Genomic DNA, 25,791 nt, shown 5'->3' on the forward strand with positions numbered 1-25,791 from the left:
CAGATTTTTGAGTATTTTAAAAACTAGTGCTGTACATATCGCAACCTTTTTCGAATTGTGCTAGCATTTCTAACTTTAAATTAGGAGAACATTATGAAACGTCTGGGTGCGGTGCTGGTCGCATTGTTTTTGGGTTTGTTCGGCACGACTGTATTTGCTGATTGGGCAAAGATAGGCGTGGTTGATTTACAAAAAATCATGCAAACTTCAAATCAAATGAAAGAAATTCAACAGAAGCTGGAAAAAGAATTTAAGCCTCGTCGAGACAAGCTTGTTGCAATGGAAGCGAGCTTGAAAAGCGACATGGAAAAATTTAAGCGTGATGGTGCTATAATGAGTGCTAGCCAAAAGAAAGAATTGGAAAAGAAAATTGTTGCAGCACAACAACAGTTTGAACGTGATGGACAACAATATCAGCAAGAATTGAGTACAGCTCACAATGAAGCTATGGAAGGTTTGTATAATAAAGTTCGTACTGCTATTACTAAAATTGCCAAGGATGAAAAATACGATATTATTGTTCAGAAAGATGCAGCTCCTTTCAGCAGCGAATCTCTTGATGTAACAGATAAAGTTATTAAAGCAATTAATTAATTAATTCGGCGGATGCGTTGCTAACCTTAGAGGAACTGGCAAACTATTTAAATGGCGTCTGGCATGGAAATGCCAATCACGCCATTTTTAGTGTATCCTCATTAGCTCGCGCTTCATCTAAAGATCTTGCATATTTTGATAATCCTTTATTGCAGTCTGTCTTAAACTCTACCAGAGCGGGCGCCGTTTTGTTAAAATCTGAGCACTTGGACTGGTCTCCTGTAAACTGTATTGTAGTCCCCAATCCGTCAGAAGCCATGTTTAAAGCAGCAAAGATCTTGCCTCACCTTGGCAACAAGGCTTGCGGAATTCATCCTACAGCTCAAATTCACAAGTCTGCCCAATTAGGCCAGCATGTATCAGTTGGTGCTAACAGCGTGATTGGTGAAAATGTACAATTGGATGATAACGTGACTATTGGTTCTAATACGACCATTGAATGTTCAGTATTGATTGGTAGAGGAAGTCAGCTAGGTTCTGGATCAATAATTCATTCGGGTACAGTTTTAGGCCAATCTGTGATTGTTGGTTCCGGGTGTATTGTTGGTGCTGCCCCGTTTAATTACTACAAAGAGCATGGTGTTTGGCAACAAGGACCAATCTTTGGTGGAGTTGTAATTGGTCAAAGAACTCAAATCGGTGCAAATACAGTAATTCACAGAGGCTGCATTGGCGATACTTATTTAGGTGATGGAGTTTGTATAGACAGTTTAGTACTTATCGCACATGATGTTTATGTAGGAAATAACACTGCTATTGCAGGTTGTGCTGCAATTGGTGCTCTAGTGCAAATAGGGATGGATTGTATCATAGGCGGGGCAAGTTGCCTTGCGGCGAACATTCGCTTGACCAATGATGTAGTAATAACAGGGATGTCTACTGTGACAAAATCCATTACTCGCTCCGGAGTTTATTCTTCAGGAACGACAGTTCACGAGCATCACAAGTGGCGTCGTAATACAGCGCGGTTCAGGCATTTAGATGATTACATTACAAAGCTGAAAACAATAGAAAAAAAATTGAATAATAACAACTGATTATGTTTTAACAATCTGAAGTAACATTTTTTTGAAATTTTTAATTGATTAGAATGAGCTAAACCAAGATAATGAGCCATTTTGTAATGCAATAGGCGATTAATGAGAACTAGGGTATGAACGAATCGATAGATATAAATCAAATTTTTACTTTGTTACCACACCGCTATCCATTTATTCTGGTTGATAGAGTCATAGATTACAAAGTAATGGAATATTTGATTGCAATTAAGAATGTGACTATTAATGAGAACTTCTTTACTGGGCATTTTCCAGGAAATCCTATTATGCCTGGAGTACTAATGCTTGAGGCTTTGGCTCAAGCTAGCGGCATTTTGGCTAATTTGTCTCGCCAACCCAAAGAAGGGTATGAGTTTCTGCATTATTTTGCCGGTATTGACAATGCTCGGTTCAAGCAAGTAGTGATTCCTGGGGATCAATTGCGATTAGAGGTGAGACTAGTTGGGCAAAAAAGAGATTTTTGGCGTATGCACGGAGAAGCTTATATCGGTGATAAATTAGCTTGTTCCGCAGACTTGTTGAGCGCAACAAAGGAAATTAAAAAGTGATAGATGAAAGAGCAATGATTCACCCATCGGCGAAGCTGGCAAGCGGAGTGTCAATAGGCCCCGGGACAGTAATAGGCGCTGATGTTGAGATTGGTGAAAATACCTGGATAGGGCCGCATGTGGTAATTGAAGGACCTACTGTAATTGGTAAAAACAATAAAATCTTTCAATTTGCCTCCGTAGGAGATGAGCCGCAAGATATCACTTACAAGGGCGAGCCAACTCGTCTTGAAATTGGTGATAATAATGTAATCAGAGAATATTGCATGATTAGCCGTGGAACGGTCAAAGGTGGGGGAGTTACTCGCATTGGCAATAGTAATTATTTAATGGCTTATTCACATATTGGCCATGATTGTATGGTTGGTAATCATATCATTATGGTGAATTATGCTGCCTTGTCAGGTCATGTCACTATTAATGATTACGCAATTATCGGTCCTTATGCTGCAGTTCACCAATTTTGTCAGGTGGGAGCTTACGCTTTTATAGCCCGAGCTACTTATGTCACTAAAGACGTATTACCCTATGTCATGATTGCAGGTCATACTACCTCTGCTTGTGGAATCAATACGGTTGGTTTAAGAAGGCGAGGTTTTTCTTCCGCAGCGATTGATTGTTTGCGCCGTGCGTATAAAATTATCTTCCGAAAAGGATTAACAGTTCAACAGGCAGTTTCAGAATTAGAGCTGATTCAAAATGAGTGTCCTGAAATTGTCCCTATGATTGATGCTTTGAATCAATCAACAAGAGGCATTGTGAGGTAACCAATGGTTGTTGCTCCCTATTTGGCTGTAGCTATCGGAGGTTCCCTAGGGGCAATTTCACGTTATTTAGTTACAATAATGGCGCAAAATACATGGGGAATAAAATTTCCTTATGGTACTCTTTTAGTCAATACAATAGGCTCTTTTCTAGCTGGTTTTTTTCTTATTGTATTAACAGGTCGTTTTAGCGCTGAGGAGTCATTTCGTTTATTCCTTTTTACGGGATTTTTAGGCGCTTTTACTACCTTTTCAAGTTTTGCCGCAGAATCTTTGTTTATGTTTGAGCAAGGTTATTGGTTTAAATTAATTACCAATATACTGGTTAATAATGTTGGCTCATTATCCATGGTCTTTATTGGAACATTAGTTGCTAAATATGTATTATTAGGACATCAGGACCCCATTTAATAATTTTTAGAGTGTTGGCTTATGTTAGATAATCAATTACTTCGAGAAAATCCTCAATATGTGGCAACCCAATTGCTGAAACGAGGATTTCAATTTGATGCTGTCACTTTCAGTCAGTTGGAAGAAAAGCGTAAGGCTTTGCAAGTAAGCACACAATCATTACAGAACGAACGAAATATGCGTTCGAAAGCAATCGGCGAAGCAAAAGCTCGAGGTGAAAACATAGAGCCTATGCGCGAAGAAGTGAATAAACTTGGCGCCAAATTAGAGCAACAAAAGACGGAACTGGAAGAGGTTCTTAAGCAAATTGAAGCAATTACTCTGTCATTACCTAATATTCCTCATGAATCAGTGCCTGTGGGTAAAGATGAATTGGACAATCAGGAAATCAGAACATGGGGGGAAGTACCTGCTTTTTCTTTCCCGGTAAAGTCACATGATGAGTTGGGTGAAGCGCTGGGGCAAATGGATTTTGCACTCGCAGCTAAAATTACTGGTAGTCGTTTTGTCGTCATGAAAGGGCATCTGGCCCGATTACATCGGGCTTTAATTCAATTCATGCTGGATATACATATTCAGCAACATGGTTACCAGGAAATATATGTACCTTATATTGTTAATGCGGATAGCTTACTAGGGACTGGACAGTTACCAAAGTTTGAGGCCGATTTATTTAAATTAACAGGAGATAATGGGTACTACTTGACGTCTACTTCAGAAATTCCAGTGACCAATACAGTAAGGGAAATGATATTGTCTGCTGAGCAATTACCTATTCGTTATGTTTGCCATTCCCCGTGTTTTCGTAGTGAGGCGGGTTCTTACGGTAAAGACACAAAGGGAATGATTAGACAGCATCAATTTGAGAAAGTTGAACTGGTCTGGATTACCAAACCGGAAGATTCTTATAATGCTTTAGAGCAACTGACTCAGCATGCTGAAGTTATTTTACAGCGTTTGAACTTGCCTTACCGAGTGGTTGCTTTGTGTACCGGGGATATAGGCGCCGGTTCAGCCAAAACCTATGATCTTGAGGTTTGGTTGCCTAGCCAGAATACTTATCGAGAAATATCCTCTTGTTCCAATATGGAGGCATTTCAGGCACGCCGAATGAAAGCGCGTTTCCGCAATCCGGATACTAATGAGATTCAATTAGTCCACACTCTAAATGGATCAGGTTTAGCCGTTGGAAGAACTTTAGTTGCCATTATGGAGAATTATCAAGACGAGCATGGAAACATTCATATACCGGATGCTCTGAAGCCTTATTTAGGTGGTATTGATATCATTACTGTGAAATAGGTTTACTCATAATCATGGATATTATTTCTTAAGGGTCACCCTTCGATAGGGAAAGAACGGTAGATTTTGCTTTATTGAATCAAATCAATCGCCTCTTAAGCATTTCTAAGAAAAATATCCTGTGACTTATAAAGCAATCCAAATTAAACACCTTGATATTTCCCTAAGAATCTGGCTAGAAACCATAGATATCTATTATTCCCAAGCTTAAGTATCATATTTTAGCTTATGGTTCATAAAATATTTTGGAGTTTATAATCCAATGAGCGACGTAATTATTCGTGAGATAAAGTCCGAAGATAAAGAGATATTTCTTTGCGCAATGCAAAGTAGTCAAGCATTACATCATCCTTGGGTTAAAGCGCCTGTAACACCTGATGAGTTTGATGAGTATTTTTCTCGCTATCAAAAACCAAACCAAAAAAGTTATCTGCTTTTTTCTGCCAATAACTTAGCGGGCGTCTTTAATATCAGCGAAATAGTACGTGGTTACTTTCAAAATGCGTATTTGGGCTTTTATGCTGTTGAGGCTCATGCGGGTAAAGGATACATGAGTAAGGGTTTAAAATTAATATTAACCAGGATTTTTAAGGAAATGGGGTTGCATCGGTTAGAGGCGAATATACAACCTGAAAATAACCGTTCAATCTGGCTGGTGAAGAAAAATGGTTTTCGTTATGAAGGATTTTCTCCACGTTATTTGAGGGTGAATGATGTGTGGCAAGGTCATGAGCATTGGGCCATGACTTATGAAGATTTTATCAAGGATAATAATGATGTGCTTGAAAAAGATCATATCGACATTGTTGCCTATAATACCGAGTGGCCACTGCTAGCTAAAATAGAAATGGCGAAATTACGCGCTTCATTTCCAGCCAATAGTGTGATTGATCTCCAGCATGTGGGTAGTACAGCAATACCTGGCATGGCAGCAAAACCCATTATTGATATTCAGATTGCAGCCAGGTCATTGGAGGAAATGAAGATTATTGCTGTGCCGATATTACAGAAATTAGGTTATGAATATTGGGAAGATAATCCGGACTCTGAACGAATGTTCTTTGTAAAAGGCATGCCACCCTATGGTAATGGGCGAACACACCATGTTCATATTGTTGAAACATCATCCAGTCATTGGAAAGGAAAGATACTTTTCAGAGACTATTTGCTCTCTCATTCGGAAGCAGCAGAAAAATATCAGCAGCTAAAAATCAAATTGGCTCGGGAACACAAGTATAATAGGGAGCAATACACTGATGCAAAGAGTGAATTTATCAATCAAATTTTAAAATTAGCTCAAAATTAATAAATTGTCATGAGCAGACAAGGATGAATAGGCGTAATGAACTTGGATTTTGTGGTCTAATGTTAGAGCTAAACGATGTATCAACTTATTTAGAAGTCCTAATCTTAATATTGTGATCTATAAACATAGTGTTCTATAATTGTACTATATTACTTTAATTGAGAAACACTATGGCAGATCAACCCCCAAAATCCAAATGGCATGAAATTAAACGACTATCAGACGGTGATAATAAAGTAGATAACAATCAAGCTCCAGTGTCAACGGCAGATAGAATTAAAAAGCTTTATCTGGATACACAGGTAGGTAGCCCAATTGATACTGTTGAAGAAGCAGATGCTCAACGTAATAATTTTGGGCCTAAAGATACTAAAATAGAAAACTCATCCCTTGAGAATGATGAGCCAAATCCTGATATACCAACTCCCGGGTGATAACAGAAATTAAATACATTACTTATTCCAGTCAAATTGAAAAAACTTCATGAAGTAAAAGCAATATTTTCAATGAAGTGGACTTCATCATCAGTGAGTTTGAATGGATTAATAGCCAGGTCTTCTTTCATGTGATCTGCATTTGTAGTGCCAGTTAAAGGAAGTATTCCTGCCTGTTGTGAAAACCTAAAAATGATTTGTTCAATTGATTTCTCGTATTTTTTGCTGATATTTGCAAGTTTAGGGTGTCTTAATTCATATTGATTGGCCGTTAACAGAGAAAATCCCTGATAAATAATTCCATGATCCTGGCAATATTTGCGAATTTGTTTATCCCATAATAGACGGGCAAAGCATCTGTTTTGAACAAACCTGGGTTTTACCGAAGCAAATGAAAGGAGCTCGGTTAATTGCTCATAACTCACATTGGATATGCCAAGGTGTTTTACTTTCCCATCTTTATGCAGAGATTCCATTTTACTCCAGACTTCTTTATCTTCATCGGAAAAGTGATATTGATAATAAGGGCCATGTAAAATATAGGAATTCAAATAATCAGTATTTAAATGTTCAAGGCTGCTTGCAAAGGATTGCTGGACTTGAATAGTCAGGCTTGCCGTATCATCATAAGGTTTGCGATGATCCTGGCCATGAGCATAGGTGAACTTAGATTGTAAAAAAATATCATCACGCAAGATACCTGATTTTTTATAGTATTGTTGCAAGGCGTATCCAACACCTTCTTCATAATAGTGTTTTCTTTGGTTTGCGGTATCTATACCCCGAAATCCTGTTGTTAATGCAAGCTCGACTAGTTCACTTGTACGTTTTTCTTTCCAGGCGGTTCCATATATAAAATTTGGAAAGCCAAAGTCCATCATTCAATCTCCTTCTTGATTTATTACCTGCAAACAGACTCTATTTTGATTCAAAAAAAGAATGAGTCATGGCAGGCTGTGTGTCTTGCATAGGGTTTTTTTGCCTTACCCATTGTTTTAATTTTCAATAGTTACAAATCTTTGCCAAAAAGACAACAAGCGTCATTAATTGAAAGAGGCTACTCGAAGAACATATTATTTTTATAGAATTATACAAGGAGATCAGTCCGTCATCACAAGGACCTGAGTATTTTAATGAGCCACAGTCGCAAGCGACTGTGGCAGGCAGGTAAGAATTAGTTGAATTGATAAGCGGTTGTATTCTCATGCTCAGTCTCAGCCACTTCCGGTTTGAGGCAAGCAGAAACCCAGGTAGTGCCAAGACGTGCCATAAAGGCAATTCCTTCGACCAGAGCGTTAATTGGGGTCATCACAGCCAAAGAGACAGCCAAACCAAAATGTACTTGTAAGTTATGGAAATTCTCTTTTGCATGTAAAGGCTTACAGATAGCCAAATTGACAATACACTCTATCGCAGATTCAACCCCATAGAATGCTTCGACTAATGAATGAAATCCACCTTTAGCCAAGGAGGTAAGTGGAGATGCCATTTGTTCTAAACAATCCCAGGCATTTTTATAAGAAGAAAAGAACCTGGTTTTATTAAAGTAATTGGATGAAGGCAGCTCATTAACCATTTGATATCCACTTGTTCTGTTTGCCCACTTTTCCATAAGTCCTGTTTCTAATAAATTATGACGTGGCTCTTGTCCAACAAACCATGATGATATGACTCTTGTAAGAATTTCAACAGCATGAGTCAGAGCGTGAATTGGAGCCATAAGCAGTAAACAGGTAGAGAGAGTCAAATGGCAGCCCACATCTTTGATTGCGTCGAAAGCCAAGCCTGGTTTTAAAATTAATAAATTACCTACAGTACGTAAGGTTGCCCATACTGCCCTTGAAGCATGATAGCAAGCATATAACCCATTGATAATAGGGGTAATTCCTACTAATGCCAAACCAGTCCAAAATTCATTGGTATCGGCATAGTGATTAATAAATCGCTTGGTTGAAATATATTCTCTATCTGGTAATAATCCATCGTGAATGAGCGATTCAATTTCTTTTCTAAGGTCTGTCATTATGGTCTCTCTCTATGTTAGTTAAACAAGCGAGGAGAGTATAACCAAAAAAACACAAATGACCAATATTGGCCCATGTTGTATTTGATGTTTGCATCTGTTTTCTGGTGTTTTGCACCCAAGCCAAAAGAACCAAGAACCAATAATACCCTTATTGGATATAACTCATTGAATAAACTTTCTTTATTATTGCACTTGTTCCAATCGACCATGATGCACCACATCGTGTGATGGAAAAATGCGGTATGGAATACTACAAGAGGGAGTTTATCATGGAGTACAATGTAAATTTTATCGAATTAAAAACAATAAACAGGGGTGCGATAGCAAGTTATTCACAGATTTTTTTCAATTAAATCCAGATGGTTGTGTATTAAATTGGTAATAACATCAATCGAAAAGTTAGGGCAATACCGAGGATACGTCCTATTTAAGCCACCAGAATGCTTCTCTAAAAGTTGAAGGTCATATTCCAACATATCTTCTATATCGAAAATGTCTTTATTCCATCTGTCTTCATTATGAACACCAAAACCTCCATCAAAAAGCAACCCATTGGGCAGTCGGATTAAGATATGCCAGCATTCATCAGAATTTTTCACCATAATAAATGCAATATTTACTTTTTCAGTAAATTTTTGATTCCATATCTTGTAAAAAGCATTGGCAAATGGACCACAAGGGCCTGAGTTAATTGCAGGTTCACCAAAATTGTCACCAGCAATGGTGATGTATCCATAGAGTTTATTTATTTCCTTAGATAAGTTATTCAGGGTATTGAGAACATTATTTTCGGCATTCATAAACAATTGTCTCATCTTGTGCATCTGGGGTTGCAGCACTATCAAATGCTTTAATCAAACGGACATTTTTAAAACCACAACTTTTAAGAATGCCTGTTAACTCCTGCGGGTTGTAAATTCTTATCCTCAACTCTTCAACTTCCGTATGAATTATATTATTGTTGTGAACGAGTTCATATTTACCGATAGAATTACAAATCTTATTCTTCAGGGTTGCTAATTGACTTAGTATAATCCTCTGGCCATTGGGTTTATGCCAAACTGAGCCTCTCCAGACATCGAGTTGTGGTACTGATTTGAGTGTTTCGCCCTCAAACAATAAAATACCATCATCGCTTAGGTGATTATAAAATGTTTGAAGAGCTAATCTTACCGTTGCAGGATCGGTAATCAAGCAAAAGGAACCGCTTGGTATAAAAATCAAATTGTATTTTTCTGGTCTCGTCAAATCTTCAACAAAACCTCTCCATACTTTGGGTTTGATATTTTTAGCTTTGGCTTTAATATTGAGAGCTTCAAGCATATATTCGCTTGCATCAAAGCCATGCACTTCGAATCCTTCTTCAACTAATGGAAGTAAGAAACGACCCGTACCACACATTGGCTCTAAAATAGGACCTTTCACATTCATTACATAACTGCGATAAAATGCATAAGCATCTTCAGGAGGCTTAGGTTTGCTTAAGTCATAGACCTCAGTGCACAGGCTAAGATAAGTATCCAGGTTTTTTAGTTTTGTCATCTTTTTTACCAATTAAAAAATTTTTGATTATTTGAATTTGCACTTCGGTACTTAGGAGACCGTCAATTACTATAGTGGCATTTTGTTTAAGATCGTCATCAAAAAATAAAGGTCTTGAATGGTTTAAATAAAAACTGATTTCTTCAAGAAGATTTTCTTTAGTTTGTAATTCATCTTTAAAATTCCTCAAAACACGACGGCACAATGAAATATCAAGTGGCACCTCAATATGAACACAGGTATCAATATATTCACCTGTTTGTCTGTGAAGTTTCCCTAAAGGAGCATCAAAAATTATGTATTCCGTGGGATTGAGCAAAGTGCGTAAAACCGGATGGATGCTCTCTTTTTTTGATTTCAGGCTTGCTAAAGTCTTTGCAAGACGTTCTCTTTGAAATTCATTGTAATTACAACCCTTATGATACCACTCGATATAATCTTCGGGTTCTAAAGAAATGTCATCAAAGTCATCCCATGAAATAAGAGTTGCTTTTAAATCCAGGGACAATGCTTTTGCCAAAGTGGATTTTCCAGCGCCTGTTATACCACTAATGCCAATAATATGAGGAGTCATAATAATATCTCCATCACAGTGACTGGATGCCCTTTAAATTGATCCATGCCGATTATGGTCCAACCAAGACGGGAGTAATAATTAGGAATGGTTGGGTCAAAGGCAAAAAGATGCAGCTTATTAAAACCTAAATCTCTGGCTTTATTTTTTGTGGCGTCAATTAGTCTATTTCCAATACCTTGTTTCTGATATGCAGGGTCAACCACAAGGGAGCCAAGCCATGGGGTTATGTCAGGCCTGATGCCATCATTTTCACGTAAAGAGCACATCCCAACGGGTTTCCCAGTATCAAGTGCAATAAACGTAATGGGTAGTTTGTCAGCATTTAGGTGTTCACGGAACCGTTGAATCACTTGTTCGACCGGGATCTCAGGAACCCAGATTTTTCCAAGCACTTCATGCCATATTTTTGCACATCCGGGGATAGTGTCTGGATAATTTTTTAGAAGGTCTATGGTGATCATGCTTTGCTTACATTGATGAGTTCAGGCATTAAACTTTTGAGGCGTATAATAGTAGGTAATACTTGCATTACTTGCTCCATTCCAATTTTTTGTTGTTCTGGATTGTGCTGGTTTGCAGCCCGTTGGATGTTATAGACCATCCAATTAATCCAGTTACCTAAAACACCAAAAAAGGCGGCTTCAACTATGTTTATATCAATTATTCCGCCAGCTTCTTTGTATGCTATTATCATTTTACCAAATAAATTTTTATCAAGTTGTGTAGTAATCCCAGACCAATCTAATGCTGCATTCATAATTTCATAGGTAGGGTTAAGCTTGCGAGCGGATTCCCAGTCAATGAGTACGGGATTTTTTGAGCAATCCCATAAGACATTTTTTTGATCCAAGTCGTCGTGACTAATTACTGTATGATCGTTTAGCATTAAAATTGCGTCATGATAATTTGTATTAATTTCCAATATTGTTACCGGGCAAATTCTAATTCTTTGATTTTATTGGTCGGAGTGACAGGAATTGAACCTGCGACCCCTGCCTCCCGAAGGCAGTGCTCTACCAGTCTGAGCTACACTCCGCTTTTGTTTGAAATTTATTTGATTAATTTAATAACTTGAGAAAATATACGAGTTATTTTACTTGAAGTTAATTTATCCGTCGATTGATTGTTGATTTGAGTACTTAAATTTACCTCAAAACACCCCTTAATTTATTCATATGAAACGATATAAACACAAATTATTATGAATAAGCGGGTATCTATTTTATGCTATACATTGATTTTACGGCTTTTTTACCTTTTCTTAAGGTCTGTTTAATGTTCTATTGTCAATTTTGGGCTAATATAACAGTAATATCCTTATTACCTGAGTAAATATAAATGGCAGACGGCGATATCGAAATCAAAGCAGGTTTTGCAGAAACTGATCTAGACGATCGCAAATTGACAATGATAGATGATTTGAATAATCCATTAGCCATAGTGGAGCGAGTCTATCTAATATGGTGGCATTGGGCAGATTTTCATCTTCATGTTATTTCTCCGCATATTGATACTATTACTCCTGCGATAGTCATCGAACCCGAGCTGATACCTGGTTCTAATGATCATGAATTTGTTTATCCCATTCATGATAGTGGCTCTAAATTATCTACATCCAAAAGCCAGGATATGTTTAGTGCGGGTATGTCCATGTGCAAACTTTTCTATACTATTGAAAAAATGGTTCATATATTGGTAGATCGCTTAAAATCTGGTGGAGTAAGTATGGAAGCAGAAGTTCAGATAGCTTTTGCTGGCCATGAAATAGCACAGAGAAAGGCTTTTGAGTCCATTATTAATTTACCTTATAACGTTGTTGTGACTAATTTTGATCCTGGAATATGGGGTGAAAAATATTTACAAAATGTGAAGCGATTGGCGGATAAGGGGTATGGTTATCCTCCTGAATCCCCAAGAGAAAATTATAAGCATCCTGTATCTTCTGCAACTACTGCACGAAAATAAATAATTAGCGAGAATAGCTCAACAGTGTTTTAAACTTTTTTAAAACCAGTTTGGGTCCATTGATGCAAAAGCGTATAACTCCCTTTTAAGCAAAAAGGGGCTATTAAAGTGGCAGGAATAAAATAAAAAAATCGGGCGATGATTTGTTGTCTTGATAGTTTTTTACCAGAGTCGGTTGTCAGTTTAAAGCGCCAGGCTTTCATACCTACAGTTTGTCCACCAAATCGAATAGATGCATAATAATAAACGAAAGCGATACCGAATAATGAACATTGGTACCAACGGGTAGCAGGTGGAATAGCTTGTCCATGAGTGAATAAGAGCAGGACAGAGGTGTATGCAAAAAATAAAATAGATAGAATGATTAAATCATAAATCATTGCGCCTGTATATTTGATGAAAAACATAACTAATACTTATCCTGTATTGATTTCAACTATAATTTTTGCAATATTGACCATTTGGAAAAACACATTCTAAATTTTTTGTCGCTCAAATAGAAGCCTGGGTCAGGCATGGAAAAATAAAAAGAATATTGATTAAGTGATTGTGCAATCAGCTATTCATGATTTTTGTACCTTGGCTTACCAAGGCTAAACTGTCAATATACAATTGACTTAAATCAATTCCATTAATGTTGAGTTGAGTTACTTCTTCCCAATGTCCTTCTTCATAAGCAATTACCAAAGACAATAGATTTCCTAAAGGTCCTGATTTATTTGTCAGAGCATTTTTTATCTCCTCAGCCAGGGTAATTTGCTCTACCAACGCTGGCATGGGTTTGTTTAATAAACAGTCTAATATGGATAATAATCCTGCCGTGTAAGCACTTTGACTGAAAATATTTGAACTTTTTTTGGCGATTGCTTCCGCCATATGGGCTCTGATTAGGCCTGATTCCAATATTTCTATGGGTTTATCAGAGATATTTTTCATGGAAAATAACATAACCCATTTTTTCAGGTTAATGATACCAAGCCTTATAACAGCTTGATCGATGGATTCTATGCTTGGTCCGCTAGAAAATCCAACTGAATTGACTAGTTTTAGAAGTTGATAGCTTAGTAATGGATCGATTTGGATAATATGAGTGATCGTGTTTAAATCGCAATCTTCTTTTTGTAATTCCTGGATAAGTTGAAGTACATTTAATTTGTTTGCCGCTATTTCTGTTCGTTCCTCTGCAATGGAGTTAAGCAGGAAATCACCACAATAATAATCCATGGTCATGGCCTTACATTTTTCAAAATTAACGTGTTGATTTAGACCATAAGCAATAATTTTACGATTTTTTGCCTTACTGTATTGTACTACCTTGGTTACATCCGATTTACTCATTAACTGCTCAGTCAGTCCTATGTATTCGGCAAAATTCAGCCATGCCAATTGTTGGGGAGTATTAATCAGCAAGGCGATAGAAAATAGAGAATCTTGTAGTTCAGCTAGTGAATAAACAGATTCGATTTCATCTGCGGATAATTTTAAAATAATGGGGTTGTTGATTGGAGTTTCAAATTGCTCAAGCAATTTTTTTAGGGAAAAAGGGACAAATAAAGGTAATTGGGTGTCTGAGTGGTAAATGAGATCATAAAGTTGCCTTGTTAATTCTTCATTAAGCATTACATTGCGGCAGGATAATATTTCAAAGGCGACACATTTTAATTGTTGATTATATATTGGCCTCTTGGTGATCATAAAGATCTCCTTTTGCTCACATTATGTAATCATAGTACGGGTTTTTATAATTGGCCAATAGACTATTCATTTTCCTTATAAACTGAACTTTGCGTGATAAAAACAGAGTGCTATACTTCCCATGCATGAATTGAAATTTAGTAATTCTAAATAGTTTTTAAGACCCAATTTTTTTATTTTTCAAAGCCATTTGTTGCGCAATATACTTAATGAATTATGTTTCTCAATAAGTCTAAAGGGTGAATGTGAAATAATTGAATGGGATTCAACATTTAGAAGAAAATATATTGATGACATTTTCTTATGAGGAAGAAATTAATAGTGAACAAGAAAAGACCGATCAATCTTGATTTAAGCAGTCTGAAATTTCCGCCTATGGCTATTGCATCTATATTACATAGGATTTCAGGAGTTCTGATATTTTTATTATTTCCCTTCGTATTATTTATTCTTGGTTGTTCCTTGCAATCAGAGGAATCTTTTGTACAGACTAAAATAATTTTAGCCAATCCCTACTATAAACTTATGTTATGGGCTTTTGGTGCTTCTATGATTTATCATGTCATCGCAGGTATAAGACACCTGATAATGGATATGGGATTTGGTGAGAGTCTTCGTGCTGGTCGTATGTCGGCCGTTTCAATTATAGTTCTTGCAGTTATTTTGGCAATTTTTCTAGGAATCTGGATATGGTAAACAATGTCACCAGTTTAACAGGAAATGGGTTAAAGGATTGGTTAATTCAACGAGTTACCGCTGTCTATTTTGCAGCCTATTTAATCTTTTTGTTTGGATTTATATTGGCAAATCCTGATTTAAGTTTTTCTCAATGGCATCTTTTGTTTGCTAATAAGGCATTTCAAATTGCAACAACAATTGGATTGATAGCTTTGACATTGCATGCCTGGATAGGTATTTGGACAGTAACTACAGATTATATGAAATGTACTGTTATACGTTTATCAGTGCAGTTATTAGTTGTTTTATGGCTCCTTGGTCAATTCATTTGGGGCCTTATGATCATTTGGGGACAATAGCATGACAGTGGCACGTAACAGGTTTGATGCGGTAATTATAGGAGCTGGTGGTGCAGGAATGCGTGCTGCACTCCAGATGACAAATTCTGGTTTAAAAGTAGCGTTGTTATCAAAAGTATTTCCAACCCGCTCACATACTGTGTCGGCTCAAGGCGGTATTACGGCGGCTTTGGGAAATGCTGATGAAGACGATTGGCGTTGGCACATGTATGATACCGTGAAAGGCGCTGATTACATTGGTGATCAGGATTGTATAGAATATTTGTGTAAAACTGGCCCTGAAGCAGTTTATGAACTGGAACATATGGGGCTACCCTTTTCACGAATGGATAATGGAAAAATTTACCAACGTCAGTTTGGCGGCCAATCAAAACATTTTGGTGGGGAACAAGCGGCTCGTACCTGTGCTGCCGCAGATAGAACCGGGCATGCTTTACTGCATACTCTTTATCAACAGAATTTAAAAGCTAAAACTCACGTATTTAGTGAATGGTATGCTCTCGATCTGGTAAAAAACTCGCAAGGAAGGATTGCAGGTGTTACTGCAATGTGTATGGAGACAGGCGAGATTGTGTTTTTTCAAACTCGAGTTTGTATTTTGGCAACTGGGGGAGCCGGTAGAATTTTTCAATCGACAACGAATGCTTTTATCAATACTGGCGATGGCTTTGGCATGGCTCTAAGAGCGGGCATACCCCTTCAAGACATGGAAATGTGGCAATTTCATCCAACGGGTATAGCAGGCGCCGGTGTTCTGGTGACTGAAGGCTGTCGAGGTGAGGGTGGTTATTTAATTAACAAAGATGGCGAGCGCTTTATGGAGCGTTATGCCCCCAGAGTAAAGGATTTGGCTTCTCGGGATGTGGTCGCTCGTGCGATGGCTTTGGAAATTCGGGCTGGGAAGGGATTTGATCCAAAAGGCGTTGATCATGTGAAATTAAAACTTGATCATCTGGGCGCTGATTTGATTATGTCTCGCTTGCCTGGTATTCGCGAGTTATCTATGAAGTTTGCCGGTGTGGATCCAATCGTTGAGCCGATTCCAGTTGTTCCAACTTGCCACTACAGTATGGGAGGAATACCCACCAACATGCATGGCCAGGTTATAACTAAAACTGATGGCAAAGAGCATGTGGTGGAGGGATTGTATGCGGTAGGAGAATGTGCCTGTGTTTCAGTACATGGTGCCAATCGATTAGGTGGTAATTCCTTATTGGATTTGGTGGTGTTTGGCCGCGCTGCCGGGATACATGTTGAAGAATTATGGCAATCAAATCAACTGCCTGATATGTCTTATGTGAGCGAAGACGATGTAGCGGCCTCTTTGGTTCGTTATGAGCGTTGGGAAAACTCAAAAGATGGTGAAAGCCATGCAGTAATACGAGATGAAATGCAACGAGTCATGCAGGAAGATTTTGGAGTATTCCGTACCGGTGAGGTAATGGCATCAGGATTGAAACGTTTGCAAGCCCTGCGCGATCGATTGGCTCATGCTAAACTTGATGATAAAAGTCAAATTTTTAATACAGAACGCGTTGAAGCTATGGAATTGGATAATTTAATGGCAACTGCCTATGCAACGGCTTTATCTGCAATTGCAAGAACTGAAAGCAGAGGAGCTCACAGCAGGGAAGATTATCCAAAACGAGATGATGCAAACTGGATTAAGCACACATTGTATTTTGAGGAAGGTGAGGTGATAGATTATCGTCCGGTTAATACCTCACCCAAATATGTCGAGCCTTTTGAGCCGAAAGAACGCGTTTACTAATGAGGGTATTTTATGGCTGATAGTAGAAAATTAATCCTGTCGATTTATCGCTATAATCCTGAGGTGGATGCTAAACCTTACATGAAAGATTATGAGATAGAAATTCCGGCTAAAAGTGATCCCATGCTGCTTACTTTGCTTGAACGCTTGAAGGCTGAGCAAGATCCTTCTATTACTTACAGGCGGTCTTGTCGAGAGGGGGTATGTGGCTCTGATGGCATGAACATCAATGGGACTAATGGATTAGCTTGCATTACACATCTTTCGCAATTAAATACAGATAAAATTGTGATACGTCCTTTACCAGGTTTTCCAGTAATTCGTGACCTGGCAGTCGATATGACCCAATTTTATCAGCAATATGAACGCATTGAGCCTTATTTACAGAATGATGAAGTGGCACCTGCTCGAGAGAGGTTACAATCTCCTGAAGAGCGGGCACAATTGGATGGCTTGTATGAGTGCATTTTATGTGCTTGTTGTACCAGTTCATGTCCATCTTATTGGTGGAATCCTGATAAATTTGTAGGCCCTGCTGGACTTTTACAAGCCAGGCGTTTTTTAGCAGACAGTCGTGATAAGGCAACGCAACATCGTTTGGATTTATTACAAGATCCTTTCAGTGTATTTCGTTGTCGTACTATTATGAATTGCACGAATGTATGCCCGAAGGGACTCAATCCAACGCAAGCGATTGCAAAAATTCGCACGCAAATGTTGACGCAGGAAACGTAATAAATCAATTCTTGTTACTCAGAGAGTTTCTGAGTGAACCCTTTGGAGAGAATGATAATGAGCAGTTCTGATCTGCAAAAAGAATGGGCTTCTTCCTATTTGTCTGGAGGAAGTATGGCGTATGTTGATAGTCTTTATGAGGATTACCTCGCCGACCCTGGTTCAGTGTCAGAGGATTGGAGAGCGGTATTTAGTGCTTTACCTAAAGTAAACAGTGCCACTAAAGAAGTATCTCATAGAGACATTCGGGATTATTTTTTGCAGCATGCTGATAAGAAGCTTAATAAAATAATTCAAATTGCAGACAGTCAGCAGTACCAGGTTGCCAGTTTGATTAATGACTTTAGATCATTAGGACATCTAGCAGCCAAGTTAGATCCGTTGGAAATGACGGAGCGTATGCCAGTGCCACGTCTCGAGTTGGCTTATCATAATCTTGCAGATGTTGATGTGAATCGTACTTTTTTTGCTGGTACCAGTTTTAATGGACCAGAGATGACATTGGGGGAAATATACAACGCCCTTCGTGAAACATACTGTCGCAGTATAGGCATTGAATACATGCATATATCTGATACAGAAGTCACTGAATGGTTACAACATAAGATGGAATCAGTTCGTGGCTGCCCTGAGTTCAGTACAAAGGAAAAACTGAACATCCTTAAAGACTTGATAGCGGCAGATGGTTTGGAGCGTTATCTCGGAACCCGATATGTTGGTCAAAAGCGATTTTCTCTTGAAGGGGGAGATTCTTTAATTCCAATGATGAAAGAACTCATCAGAAGATCGGGTGTAAATCATGTTAAAGAGCTTGTCATTGGAATGGCACACAGAGGGCGCTTAAATGTGTTAGTGAATGTCCTCGGTAAAGAACCAGGATTATTGTTTCAAGAATTTGAAGGAAAAATTAAATACGAACGAACTGGTGATGTGAAGTATCATCTGGGTTTTTCCTCTGACATAAAAACAGAATCAGGCGCTATTGTGCACTTGGCGTTGGCATTTAACCCTTCCCACTTGGAAATTATTGGGCCAGTAGTAGAAGGATCTGTACGTTCACGTTTGGGAAGACGCAACGATTTGGCCAAAAAGGATAAAGTAGTTCCCATTGTTATTCATGGTGATGCCGCTTTTGCAGGCCAGGGTGTGGTTATGGAAACTTTTAACTTCTCCCAGGCACGTGGTTATTGTACTGGTGGAACGATCCATATTGTTATCAACAATCAGATAGGATTTACAACGAGCAATCCCTTGGATGCCCGTTCAACCCTTTATTGCACAGATGTTGCCAAAATGGTTCAAGCGCCAGTCATTCATGTCAATGGAGAGGATCCTGAGGCAGTAGTTTTCGCCACCCAGGTTGCTTTTGATTTCCGAATGAAGTTTAAGCGAGACATAGTAATTGATCTTGTCTGTTACAGACGTCATGGCCACAATGAAGCGGATGAACCTTCAGTGACTCAGCCAAAGATGTATAAAAAAATCAAATCCATGCCTACATTACGCGAAAAATATGGCGAACAATTGGTCAATGCTAATTTATTAACCAAATCAGAAGTAGATAAGTTAGTTGATTCTTACAGAGAAACATTGGATAAAGGCAAGGCGGTTGTTGATTTGGTCCATGAGGATTATGAAGGAAAGCAATCACTGGATTGGACTCCTTATATGAATGCCAAGTGGACTGATAAAGTTGATACAACCATTAGCAAGGAAGAATTGGAAAAAATTGCATCTCAATTAAACAAATTGCCTGAAGGAATGAAACTGCATCCCGTTGTGGAGCGTTTGTTGGCTGAACGAAATAAAATGACTGCTGGTGAAATCCCTATGAATTGGGGCTATGCTGAGATTATGGCTTATGCCAGTTTGTTGCATGAAGGCTATGGAGTAAGAATTTCTGGACAAGATAGTGGTCGAGGAACTTTTGCCCATAGACATGCTGTACTCCATGACATTGAAACAGGCGACACTTTTATTCCTTTGGAACATATATCAACCAATCCCAAACGTTATTTTACTGTAATCGATTCAGTACTTTCCGAAGAAGCGGTATTAGCTTTCGAATATGGCTTTGCTTCGTCTGAGCCATCTTTCTTGGTTATTTGGGAAGCTCAATTTGGTGATTTTGCAAATGGAGCTCAAGTTGTTATCGATCAATTTATAAGTTCCGGTGAGCAAAAGTGGGGGCGACTATGCGGGTTGGTGATGCTTTTACCCCATGGCTACGAAGGCCAAGGCCCTGAGCACTCTTCCGCGCGATTGGAGCGCTATATGCAGCTTTGTGCACAGCATAATATTCAAGTATGCACCCCAACAACTCCAGCACAAATATTTCATTTATTAAGACGACAAGTGATTCGTAATTTCAGGAAACCTTTAATTGTCATGACTCCCAAAAGTCTTCTACGGCATAAATTGGCTGTTTCACCTTTGGAAGCTTTGTTTAAAGGAAAATTTCACACAGTGATTCCGGAAATTGATGCCTTGAACGCACAAAAAGTAACAAAAGTGGTGTTATGTTGTGGTAAGGTTTATTATGATTTATTGCAAATGCGCCGCGATAAAAACTTAAACCACGTAGCGATTGTGCGTATAGAGCAATTGTATCCATTTCCCAAAAAAGCATTAATGGCTGAATTGGAGAAATATCAACAGGCTAATGAAGTAGTCTGGTGCCAGGAAGAACCTCAAAACCAAGGAGTCTGGTTCTCTTCTCAGCATAATATACGTGATTGTTTGCGTTCTGATCAAACCTTGCATTATGCTGGTAGAGAGTTTGCTGCAGCACCCGCAGTGGGCAGTCCCGGGTTGCATGCGGAGCAACAAGTTGCTTTGGTTGAGCAAGCATTACTTGGTAAAAAATAAATCTAAACAATATAATATTAAGAGAAGGTATAACCATGTCTATTGAAGTCAAAGTACCTGTTCTACCCGAATCAGTAGCTGATGCAACAGTGGCTGCATGGCATAAGAAAGTGGGTGATAAAGTGTCTCGCGATGAGAACCTGGTTGATCTGGAAACAGATAAAGTTGTCCTTGAAGTTCCATCACCGGTGGATGGAGTATTATCCGATATTCTGTTTAAAGCCGGAGATACGGTTGGTTCAGGAGACTTACTTGCAAAAATTTCTCAAGGCGTTTCCGCGGAACCTCAAAAAACTGAAAAAGAAGAGAAACCCGCTAAAAAAGAAGAAATGAAAGTTTCTGAAAGAGAATCAATCAGCTCAAAAGAAGATAAGTCAACCAGTCCAGTAGTAAGACGCATGATGGCTGAAAATGATTTGAAAGCTGGGCAGATTCAAGGTACCGGTAAAGATGGCAGGATAACCAAAGAAGATGTTTTATCTTATATAGAATCTAACAGAGAAAAAGCTAGCCAAACCGCTGAAGTTCAAAAAGAACCTTCTATGAGAGCCCTTTCCTTTGGCGGCAGGGAAGAAAAACGTGTCCCTATGACGAGACTAAGAGCCAAGATTGCGGAACGTTTATTACAAGCACAACACAATGCTGCCATGTTAACCACTTTTAACGAAGTGAATTTGAAGGCAGTTATGGACATGCGTTCTCAGTATAAAGATAGTTTTGAAAAAAAACATGGTGTAAAACTTGGGTTTATGTCTTTTTTCACAAAAGCGGTAGTAGAGTCGCTTAAACGATTCCCGGCTGTGAATGCTTCTATTGATGGGCAAGATATTGTGTATCATGGTTTTTATGATATAGGAATCGCTGTTTCTACTGAAAGAGGATTGGTTGTTCCGGTAATTAGAGACGCTGATCAATTAAGCATGGCAGAAATTGAATTAGCCATTAATGATGCTGCATCAAAAGCCAGAACTGGTAAGTTGTCTATGGAAGAGATGCAAGGAGGCACATTTACCATAACCAACGGTGGAGTATTCGGTTCATTATTAGCTACTCCCATTATCAACCCACCGCAAACAGGTATCTTAGGGATGCATAAAATTGAGGAAAGACCTGTTGTAGAGAAAGGGCAAATAGTAATCCGTCCTATGATGTATGTTGCCTTGTCCTATGATCATCGTTTAATTGATGGAAAAGATTCTGTACAATTTTTAGTGAGTGTTAAAGAGTTGTTGGAAGATCCATCTCGACTTTTACTTAATGTTTAATGAGTCATGTTTAACTGCGAGACCCGTCTTGACGGGTCTTGCTTTTTTAAAAGGTAATTAGAATGAATTTACATGAATATCAAGCCAAGCAATTATTCGCGAGCTATGATTTACCAGTGCCTCGTGGTGAGGTCGCTTATAATGTTGAGGATGCCTTGCTCGTTGCTTCTCAATTATCAACCTCTCGATGGGTTGTGAAAGCACAAGTCCATGCAGGTGGTAGAGGTAAAGCCGGTGGTGTGAAATTGGTTTCTAGCAAGGATGAATTGGCTGCAGTTGCGAAATCGATGTTAGGTACACGCCTGGTTACCTATCAAACTGATGCCAGAGGCCAACCGGTTAATGCTATTTTGGTTGAAGAAACTTGTGAAATAGACAGAGAATTATACCTTGGTGCTGTTGTTGATAGAGCCACCAGACGAGTTGTTATTATGGCCTCTACGGAAGGTGGTGTTGAAATTGAAAAAGTTGCACATGAAACACCTGAAAAAATTTTCAAAGTGGTTGTTGACCCACTAGTTGGTGTTATGCCTTTTCAATGTCGTGAAACAGGTTTTAAACTTGGATTAAAAGACGATCAAATCAAACAATTCACCCATTTAATGATGGGATTAGGGAAAATGTTTGTTGAATGTGATTTAAGTCTATTAGAGATAAATCCTCTTGTTGTAACAAAATCTGGGCAACTGATTTGCCTGGATGGAAAAATTAATATCGATGGAAATGCTTTATTCCGACAACCTAAACTGAAAAATATGCGAGATGTATCTCAGGAAGATGATCGAGAAAACCGAGCCAGTGATTGGGAACTGAATTATATCCCTTTGGATGGGACAATAGGTTGTATGGTAAATGGTGCTGGTTTGGCTATGGCTACTATGGACGTGATAAAACTGCATGGCGGTGAGCCGGCTAATTTCCTGGATGTTGGGGGCGGCGCCACAAAAGAAAGAGTAAGCGAAGCCTTGAAGATTATTGTGTCAGATGAAAAAGTCAAAGGAATCCTGGTTAATATTTTTGGTGGAATTGTTCGTTGTGACCTTATTGCTGATGGAATTCTTGCTGCTGTAAAAGAAGTGGATGTAAAAATTCCTGTGGTTGTCAGACTGGAAGGTAATAATGCCCAGTTAGGTGCCGAGATATTGAATAAAAGCAATTTGAATGTGATTGCTGCAACGAGTTTGACAGACGCGGCCAAGAAAATTGTAGCTGCAGTTTCCAAATAAAGAATAAATTGATTTTGGCATTATTGGTAAAGGTGGTTTTCACAGCAGATATGCCATTAAATTACGAGGTTAACAATGAGTGTCTTAGTTGATAAACATACAAAAGTACTATGTCAGGGTTTTACTGGAAAACAAGGTACTTATCATACAGAGCAAGCGCTAGCTTATGGAACCAAGATGGTGGGGGGCGTTACCCCAGGCAAAGGTGGTCAAATGCATTTAGGATTACCTGTATTTAATACCATGCGTGAAGCCGTCGAGGAAACCAAGGCAGATGCCAGTGTTATCTATGTTCCTGCACCATTTTGCAAAGATTCAATTATTGAAGCAGCAGAAGCGGGTATTAAACTAATTGTTTGCATTACAGAAGGCGTGCCTGTATTGGATATGTTGCAAGTAAAAGTATATATAGAAAACAATACACAGGCTCGGTTAATTGGTCCTAACTGTCCGGGAATAATTACACCAGGCGAGTGCAAGATAGGTATCATGCCAGGCTATATCCATTTACCTGGAAAAGTTGGAATCGTTTCACGTTCAGGAACATTAACTTACGAAGCAGTAAAACAAACTACTGATAAAGGGTTTGGCCAAAGTACTTGCATAGGGATAGGTGGAGATCCAATTCCAGGAACCAGCTTTATTGATGCTTTGTCTTTGTTTGAAAAAGATCCTAAAACTGAAGCCATCATCATGGTAGGAGAAATTGGTGGTTCAGCAGAGGAAGAGGCAGCTGAATACATTAAGTCTCATGTCAAAAAACCTGTAGTATCTTACATTGCTGGAGTCACAGCACCTGCCGGAAAACGGATGGGGCACGCGGGAGCAATTATCTCTGGTGGGAAGGGAACCGCAGCAGAAAAATATGCTGCGCTGGAAGCGGCGGGTGTGAAAACGGTCCGCTCTCCTGCTGATTTGGGAGATGCAATAGCTGAAATCACTGGTTGGTAAGAAAATATTTATTTTCTCTAACTCAAGGGCGATTGCATTATAAAAATATGAACTGATTAAAATAAATTGGTGATTTTTACTCGATTAATGTTGGTGCTGTGTTAAGCGCAGCCCAACACTCATCATGATTTACACTGGATTAAATAAGCCTGGATCACTTTAACCTGCCTCTTTTATTTTATTGTCGCGTTGTAAATGTTTTTGCGGTGCTCATTGACTACATGTAAACTATGCTCCTCAAAACATTTGTACCTTGCCCTAAAACAAAATCAGGATTTACGCCCCTAATCTCTTTGTTAAAAAAGTTTTAAATTGGTCATTTAGTTTATCTGAACACCCTCATTAAAAACATTGTTTGCCTTGATCATGTGATTTTCATAAGTCCTGAAAATAATCAGGTTATGCATGGGGTCTATTGAAAAATTTTAACTGCAAAACTTGTCGCAAATTATAAATTTTAGAGAGTATAATTGTTTACATTTTTTTTTGTGAAGGTTTGCTATGAGCAAATTTAGGAGTATTGCGGATATTAGACGAGATTATGGCGAGTTGCAGCTTAGTGAAGAATCGGCTGCAAATGATCCTATTTCCCAATTCAAACTATGGTTTGATGATGTATTACAAAATGAAACGAATGATCCCACGGCGATGGTTCTGTCTACAGTAGATGAAAAAGGTTATCCAGATTCCAGAGTTGTCTTATTAAAAGGATTAGAGAACGGTAATTTTGTCTTTTATACCAATTATCAAAGTGCCAAGGCAATGCAAATGCAAAAAAATCCTTATGCCGCACTTAATTTTTATTGGCCTCAAATGGCAAGGCAAGTGCGTGTTCGTGGCCGAGTGAAGAAAATCAGTAGCGAGCAATCCGACGCCTATTTTTCTTCGAGACCTTTAAAAAGTCAGTTTAGTGCGATTGTTTCTCCCCAAAGTCAAGAAATTCAGGATAGGATTTCTCTAGAAGAAGCGTTAAATCAGTTGATTGAACAATATGGTCAAAAACCCGTAATCAGGCCGGAAAATTGGGGCGGGTACATGATAATCCCGGATGAGATTGAGTTTTGGCAGGGTAGAGATAACAGGTTACATGATCGAATTCATTATTACCGGCATGGTAATGAATGGATTCACCGTAGATTGGCACCTTGACCGGCAGTTTTTGTCATCATTCCTGCCGGCATTATTTTATTATTGAGATATAGTAGATTATTTTTAATAAGTACGCTGTGTTCACAAATTTTGTTAGGTTAACAAATCAGGGCTTATCAAAAACTCCAATCTCTTTGTTAAAAACATTTTCAGCTTGGCCTTAGGGTTTTATTTAAGTCTTATAAATATCTTATTTATGATTGGTTATTTAAAAATGGATAATTTATCATCATTTTAGTTGGTAAATTAAACATGAAGGCCTCTTGTTAGTCAAAAAGCACATGAAATATAAGATAAAAAAGTTGGCCTGATACTTGCTTCCATATCAATAAAATCAATAAGTTAACTTAGTATTATGTTGTAACTCCAAAGGTAAAAAGTTTTTTGTCAAGATAATGTAAATATTTTATCTTCGAAGGCAGGGGGCAAATTAAAGTCGTAAAATTGATTTAAGTGTGGGAGTTATATGCACTAAAAAGTGGTTCTGCACCAATTGTATTAATAATTATAGGCTTAGGAGTAAATGAGTTGAAAAGCGGAAATATATTCAGGATACATAAAAGAGGC

At 38.4% G+C, this 25,791-nt stretch carries 26 protein-coding genes, 1 tRNA gene and 1 pseudogene; 18 read left to right on the plus strand and 10 right to left on the minus strand.

Annotation, left to right across the window (positions count from 1 at the left end; genetic code table 11):
- The first annotated feature begins 93 nt into the window (after nucleotides 1-93).
- The 8 genes from CC34_RS0104730 to CC34_RS0104765 all read left to right on the plus strand — a co-directional run bounded on the left by CC34_RS0104730 (nucleotide 94) and on the right by CC34_RS0104765 (nucleotide 6,417).
- Entirely contained in the window at nucleotides 94-594 is a 501-nt protein-coding gene (locus tag CC34_RS0104730; protein WP_027228847.1) for an OmpH/Skp family outer membrane protein, read from the plus strand.
- Nucleotides 595-611: 17 nt separating this feature from the next.
- Nucleotides 612-1,631 carry a UDP-3-O-(3-hydroxymyristoyl)glucosamine N-acyltransferase gene (gene lpxD, locus CC34_RS0104735; protein ID WP_028378026.1) on the plus strand — a complete coding sequence of 340 codons (1,020 nt, stop codon included), beginning with the start codon at nucleotides 612-614 and terminating at the stop codon, nucleotides 1,629-1,631.
- Between the two features lie 116 nt (nucleotides 1,632-1,747).
- Nucleotides 1,748-2,200, plus strand: coding sequence for a 3-hydroxyacyl-ACP dehydratase FabZ (fabZ, locus tag CC34_RS0104740; protein ID WP_011214749.1), 453 nt, complete (start codon nucleotides 1,748-1,750; stop codon nucleotides 2,198-2,200).
- Nucleotides 2,197-2,967: an acyl-ACP--UDP-N-acetylglucosamine O-acyltransferase gene (gene lpxA / locus CC34_RS0104745; RefSeq protein WP_027228845.1), complete on the plus strand. Its 771-nt coding sequence runs from the start codon at nucleotides 2,197-2,199 to the stop codon at nucleotides 2,965-2,967. The genes fabZ and lpxA overlap by 4 nt, the downstream gene beginning before the upstream one ends.
- Nucleotides 2,968-2,970: 3 nt before the next feature.
- The gene (gene crcB, locus CC34_RS0104750; protein ID WP_027228844.1) at nucleotides 2,971-3,375 is read left to right on the plus strand and encodes a fluoride efflux transporter CrcB; all 405 of its coding nucleotides are present in this window, start codon (nucleotides 2,971-2,973) and stop codon (nucleotides 3,373-3,375) included.
- 21 nt (nucleotides 3,376-3,396) lie between these two features.
- The gene (gene serS, locus CC34_RS0104755) at nucleotides 3,397-4,677 is read left to right on the plus strand and encodes a serine--tRNA ligase (protein WP_027228843.1); all 1,281 of its coding nucleotides are present in this window, start codon (nucleotides 3,397-3,399) and stop codon (nucleotides 4,675-4,677) included.
- Nucleotides 4,678-4,939: 262 nt separating this feature from the next.
- Nucleotides 4,940-5,983 carry a GNAT family N-acetyltransferase gene (locus CC34_RS0104760; RefSeq protein WP_028378027.1) on the plus strand — a complete coding sequence of 348 codons (1,044 nt, stop codon included), beginning with the start codon at nucleotides 4,940-4,942 and terminating at the stop codon, nucleotides 5,981-5,983.
- A gap of 170 nt (nucleotides 5,984-6,153) precedes the next feature.
- Nucleotides 6,154-6,417, plus strand: coding sequence for a hypothetical protein (locus CC34_RS0104765; RefSeq protein WP_027228841.1), 264 nt, complete (start codon nucleotides 6,154-6,156; stop codon nucleotides 6,415-6,417).
- A gap of 47 nt (nucleotides 6,418-6,464) precedes the next feature.
- On the opposite strand, the gene CC34_RS0104770 is transcribed toward CC34_RS0104765, so the two are convergent.
- From CC34_RS0104770 to CC34_RS0104805, 8 genes and pseudogenes are all read right to left on the minus strand, one after another.
- A complete protein-coding gene (locus CC34_RS0104770; protein WP_028379201.1) occupies nucleotides 6,465-7,295 on the minus strand; it encodes an aldo/keto reductase family protein in 831 nt (276 codons plus the stop codon).
- 296 nt (nucleotides 7,296-7,591) lie between these two features.
- Nucleotides 7,592-8,440 (minus strand): hypothetical protein, encoded by an 849-nt coding sequence (locus CC34_RS0104775; protein WP_028378029.1) that lies wholly within the window; start codon nucleotides 8,438-8,440, stop codon nucleotides 7,592-7,594.
- Between the two features lie 335 nt (nucleotides 8,441-8,775).
- On the minus strand, nucleotides 8,776-9,243 hold the full coding sequence (locus CC34_RS0104780) for a hypothetical protein (RefSeq protein WP_028378031.1): 468 nt from the start codon (nucleotides 9,241-9,243) through the stop codon (nucleotides 8,776-8,778).
- Entirely contained in the window at nucleotides 9,227-9,985 is a 759-nt protein-coding gene (locus CC34_RS0104785; protein WP_028378032.1) for a class I SAM-dependent DNA methyltransferase, read from the minus strand. The genes CC34_RS0104780 and CC34_RS0104785 overlap by 17 nt, the downstream gene beginning before the upstream one ends.
- A complete protein-coding gene (locus CC34_RS0104790) occupies nucleotides 9,951-10,559 on the minus strand; it encodes a nucleoside/nucleotide kinase family protein (RefSeq protein ID WP_028378033.1) in 609 nt (202 codons plus the stop codon). The genes CC34_RS0104785 and CC34_RS0104790 overlap by 35 nt, the downstream gene beginning before the upstream one ends.
- Nucleotides 10,556-11,023: a GNAT family N-acetyltransferase gene (locus CC34_RS0104795; RefSeq protein WP_028378034.1), complete on the minus strand. Its 468-nt coding sequence runs from the start codon at nucleotides 11,021-11,023 to the stop codon at nucleotides 10,556-10,558. Before CC34_RS0104795 ends, CC34_RS0104790 begins: the two co-directional genes overlap by 4 nt.
- Nucleotides 11,020-11,493 (minus strand): annotated as a pseudogene (locus CC34_RS1000000116895) (phosphotransferase); the annotation flags it as partial. The pseudogene CC34_RS1000000116895 and the gene CC34_RS0104795, both read right to left, overlap by 4 nt.
- 28 nt (nucleotides 11,494-11,521) lie before the next feature.
- Nucleotides 11,522-11,598: transfer RNA gene (locus CC34_RS0104805), tRNA-Pro, on the minus strand.
- A 302-nt stretch (nucleotides 11,599-11,900) separates the two neighbouring features.
- Here CC34_RS0104805 and lvgA point away from each other — a divergent pair.
- Nucleotides 11,901-12,527 (plus strand): Dot/Icm type IV secretion system effector LvgA, encoded by a 627-nt coding sequence (gene lvgA / locus CC34_RS0104810; protein ID WP_027228835.1) that lies wholly within the window; start codon nucleotides 11,901-11,903, stop codon nucleotides 12,525-12,527.
- A 29-nt stretch (nucleotides 12,528-12,556) separates the two neighbouring features.
- Here lvgA and CC34_RS0104815 read toward each other — a convergent pair whose 3' ends face one another.
- Nucleotides 12,557-12,934 (minus strand): RDD family protein, encoded by a 378-nt coding sequence (locus tag CC34_RS0104815; protein ID WP_028378035.1) that lies wholly within the window; start codon nucleotides 12,932-12,934, stop codon nucleotides 12,557-12,559.
- Between the two features lie 148 nt (nucleotides 12,935-13,082).
- Nucleotides 13,083-14,222: an EAL and HDOD domain-containing protein gene (locus CC34_RS0104820; protein WP_027228833.1), complete on the minus strand. Its 1,140-nt coding sequence runs from the start codon at nucleotides 14,220-14,222 to the stop codon at nucleotides 13,083-13,085.
- 321 nt (nucleotides 14,223-14,543) lie between these two features.
- Between CC34_RS0104820 and sdhC the strand changes: the two genes are divergently transcribed.
- From sdhC to pdxH, 9 genes are all read left to right on the plus strand, one after another.
- Nucleotides 14,544-14,918: a succinate dehydrogenase, cytochrome b556 subunit gene (gene sdhC / locus CC34_RS0104825; protein ID WP_028378036.1), complete on the plus strand. Its 375-nt coding sequence runs from the start codon at nucleotides 14,544-14,546 to the stop codon at nucleotides 14,916-14,918.
- Nucleotides 14,912-15,259 carry a succinate dehydrogenase, hydrophobic membrane anchor protein gene (sdhD, locus tag CC34_RS0104830; RefSeq protein WP_027228831.1) on the plus strand — a complete coding sequence of 116 codons (348 nt, stop codon included), beginning with the start codon at nucleotides 14,912-14,914 and terminating at the stop codon, nucleotides 15,257-15,259. The genes sdhC and sdhD overlap by 7 nt, the downstream gene beginning before the upstream one ends.
- Nucleotide 15,260: 1 nt before the next feature.
- Nucleotides 15,261-17,030, plus strand: a complete 1,770-nt coding sequence (sdhA, locus tag CC34_RS0104835; RefSeq protein ID WP_010946277.1) for a succinate dehydrogenase flavoprotein subunit — start codon at nucleotides 15,261-15,263, stop codon at nucleotides 17,028-17,030.
- Between the two features lie 12 nt (nucleotides 17,031-17,042).
- Nucleotides 17,043-17,765, plus strand: a complete 723-nt coding sequence (locus tag CC34_RS0104840) for a succinate dehydrogenase iron-sulfur subunit (protein ID WP_027223597.1) — start codon at nucleotides 17,043-17,045, stop codon at nucleotides 17,763-17,765.
- A 57-nt stretch (nucleotides 17,766-17,822) separates the two neighbouring features.
- The gene (locus CC34_RS0104845) at nucleotides 17,823-20,633 is read left to right on the plus strand and encodes a 2-oxoglutarate dehydrogenase E1 component (RefSeq protein WP_028378037.1); all 2,811 of its coding nucleotides are present in this window, start codon (nucleotides 17,823-17,825) and stop codon (nucleotides 20,631-20,633) included.
- Between the two features lie 35 nt (nucleotides 20,634-20,668).
- Nucleotides 20,669-21,898 (plus strand): 2-oxoglutarate dehydrogenase complex dihydrolipoyllysine-residue succinyltransferase, encoded by a 1,230-nt coding sequence (gene odhB / locus CC34_RS0104850; RefSeq protein WP_028378038.1) that lies wholly within the window; start codon nucleotides 20,669-20,671, stop codon nucleotides 21,896-21,898.
- 62 nt (nucleotides 21,899-21,960) lie between these two features.
- Nucleotides 21,961-23,124: an ADP-forming succinate--CoA ligase subunit beta gene (gene sucC / locus CC34_RS0104855; protein ID WP_027228828.1), complete on the plus strand. Its 1,164-nt coding sequence runs from the start codon at nucleotides 21,961-21,963 to the stop codon at nucleotides 23,122-23,124.
- 75 nt (nucleotides 23,125-23,199) lie between these two features.
- Nucleotides 23,200-24,075 carry a succinate--CoA ligase subunit alpha gene (sucD, locus tag CC34_RS0104860; protein ID WP_027228827.1) on the plus strand — a complete coding sequence of 292 codons (876 nt, stop codon included), beginning with the start codon at nucleotides 23,200-23,202 and terminating at the stop codon, nucleotides 24,073-24,075.
- Between the two features lie 501 nt (nucleotides 24,076-24,576).
- Nucleotides 24,577-25,224, plus strand: coding sequence for a pyridoxamine 5'-phosphate oxidase (gene pdxH, locus CC34_RS0104865; protein WP_027228826.1), 648 nt, complete (start codon nucleotides 24,577-24,579; stop codon nucleotides 25,222-25,224).
- Nucleotides 25,225-25,791 lie beyond the last annotated feature (567 nt).

It is taken from the genome of Legionella pneumophila subsp. fraseri (assembly GCF_000586315.1).
Lineage (GTDB): Bacteria > Pseudomonadota > Gammaproteobacteria > Legionellales > Legionellaceae > Legionella > Legionella pneumophila_B.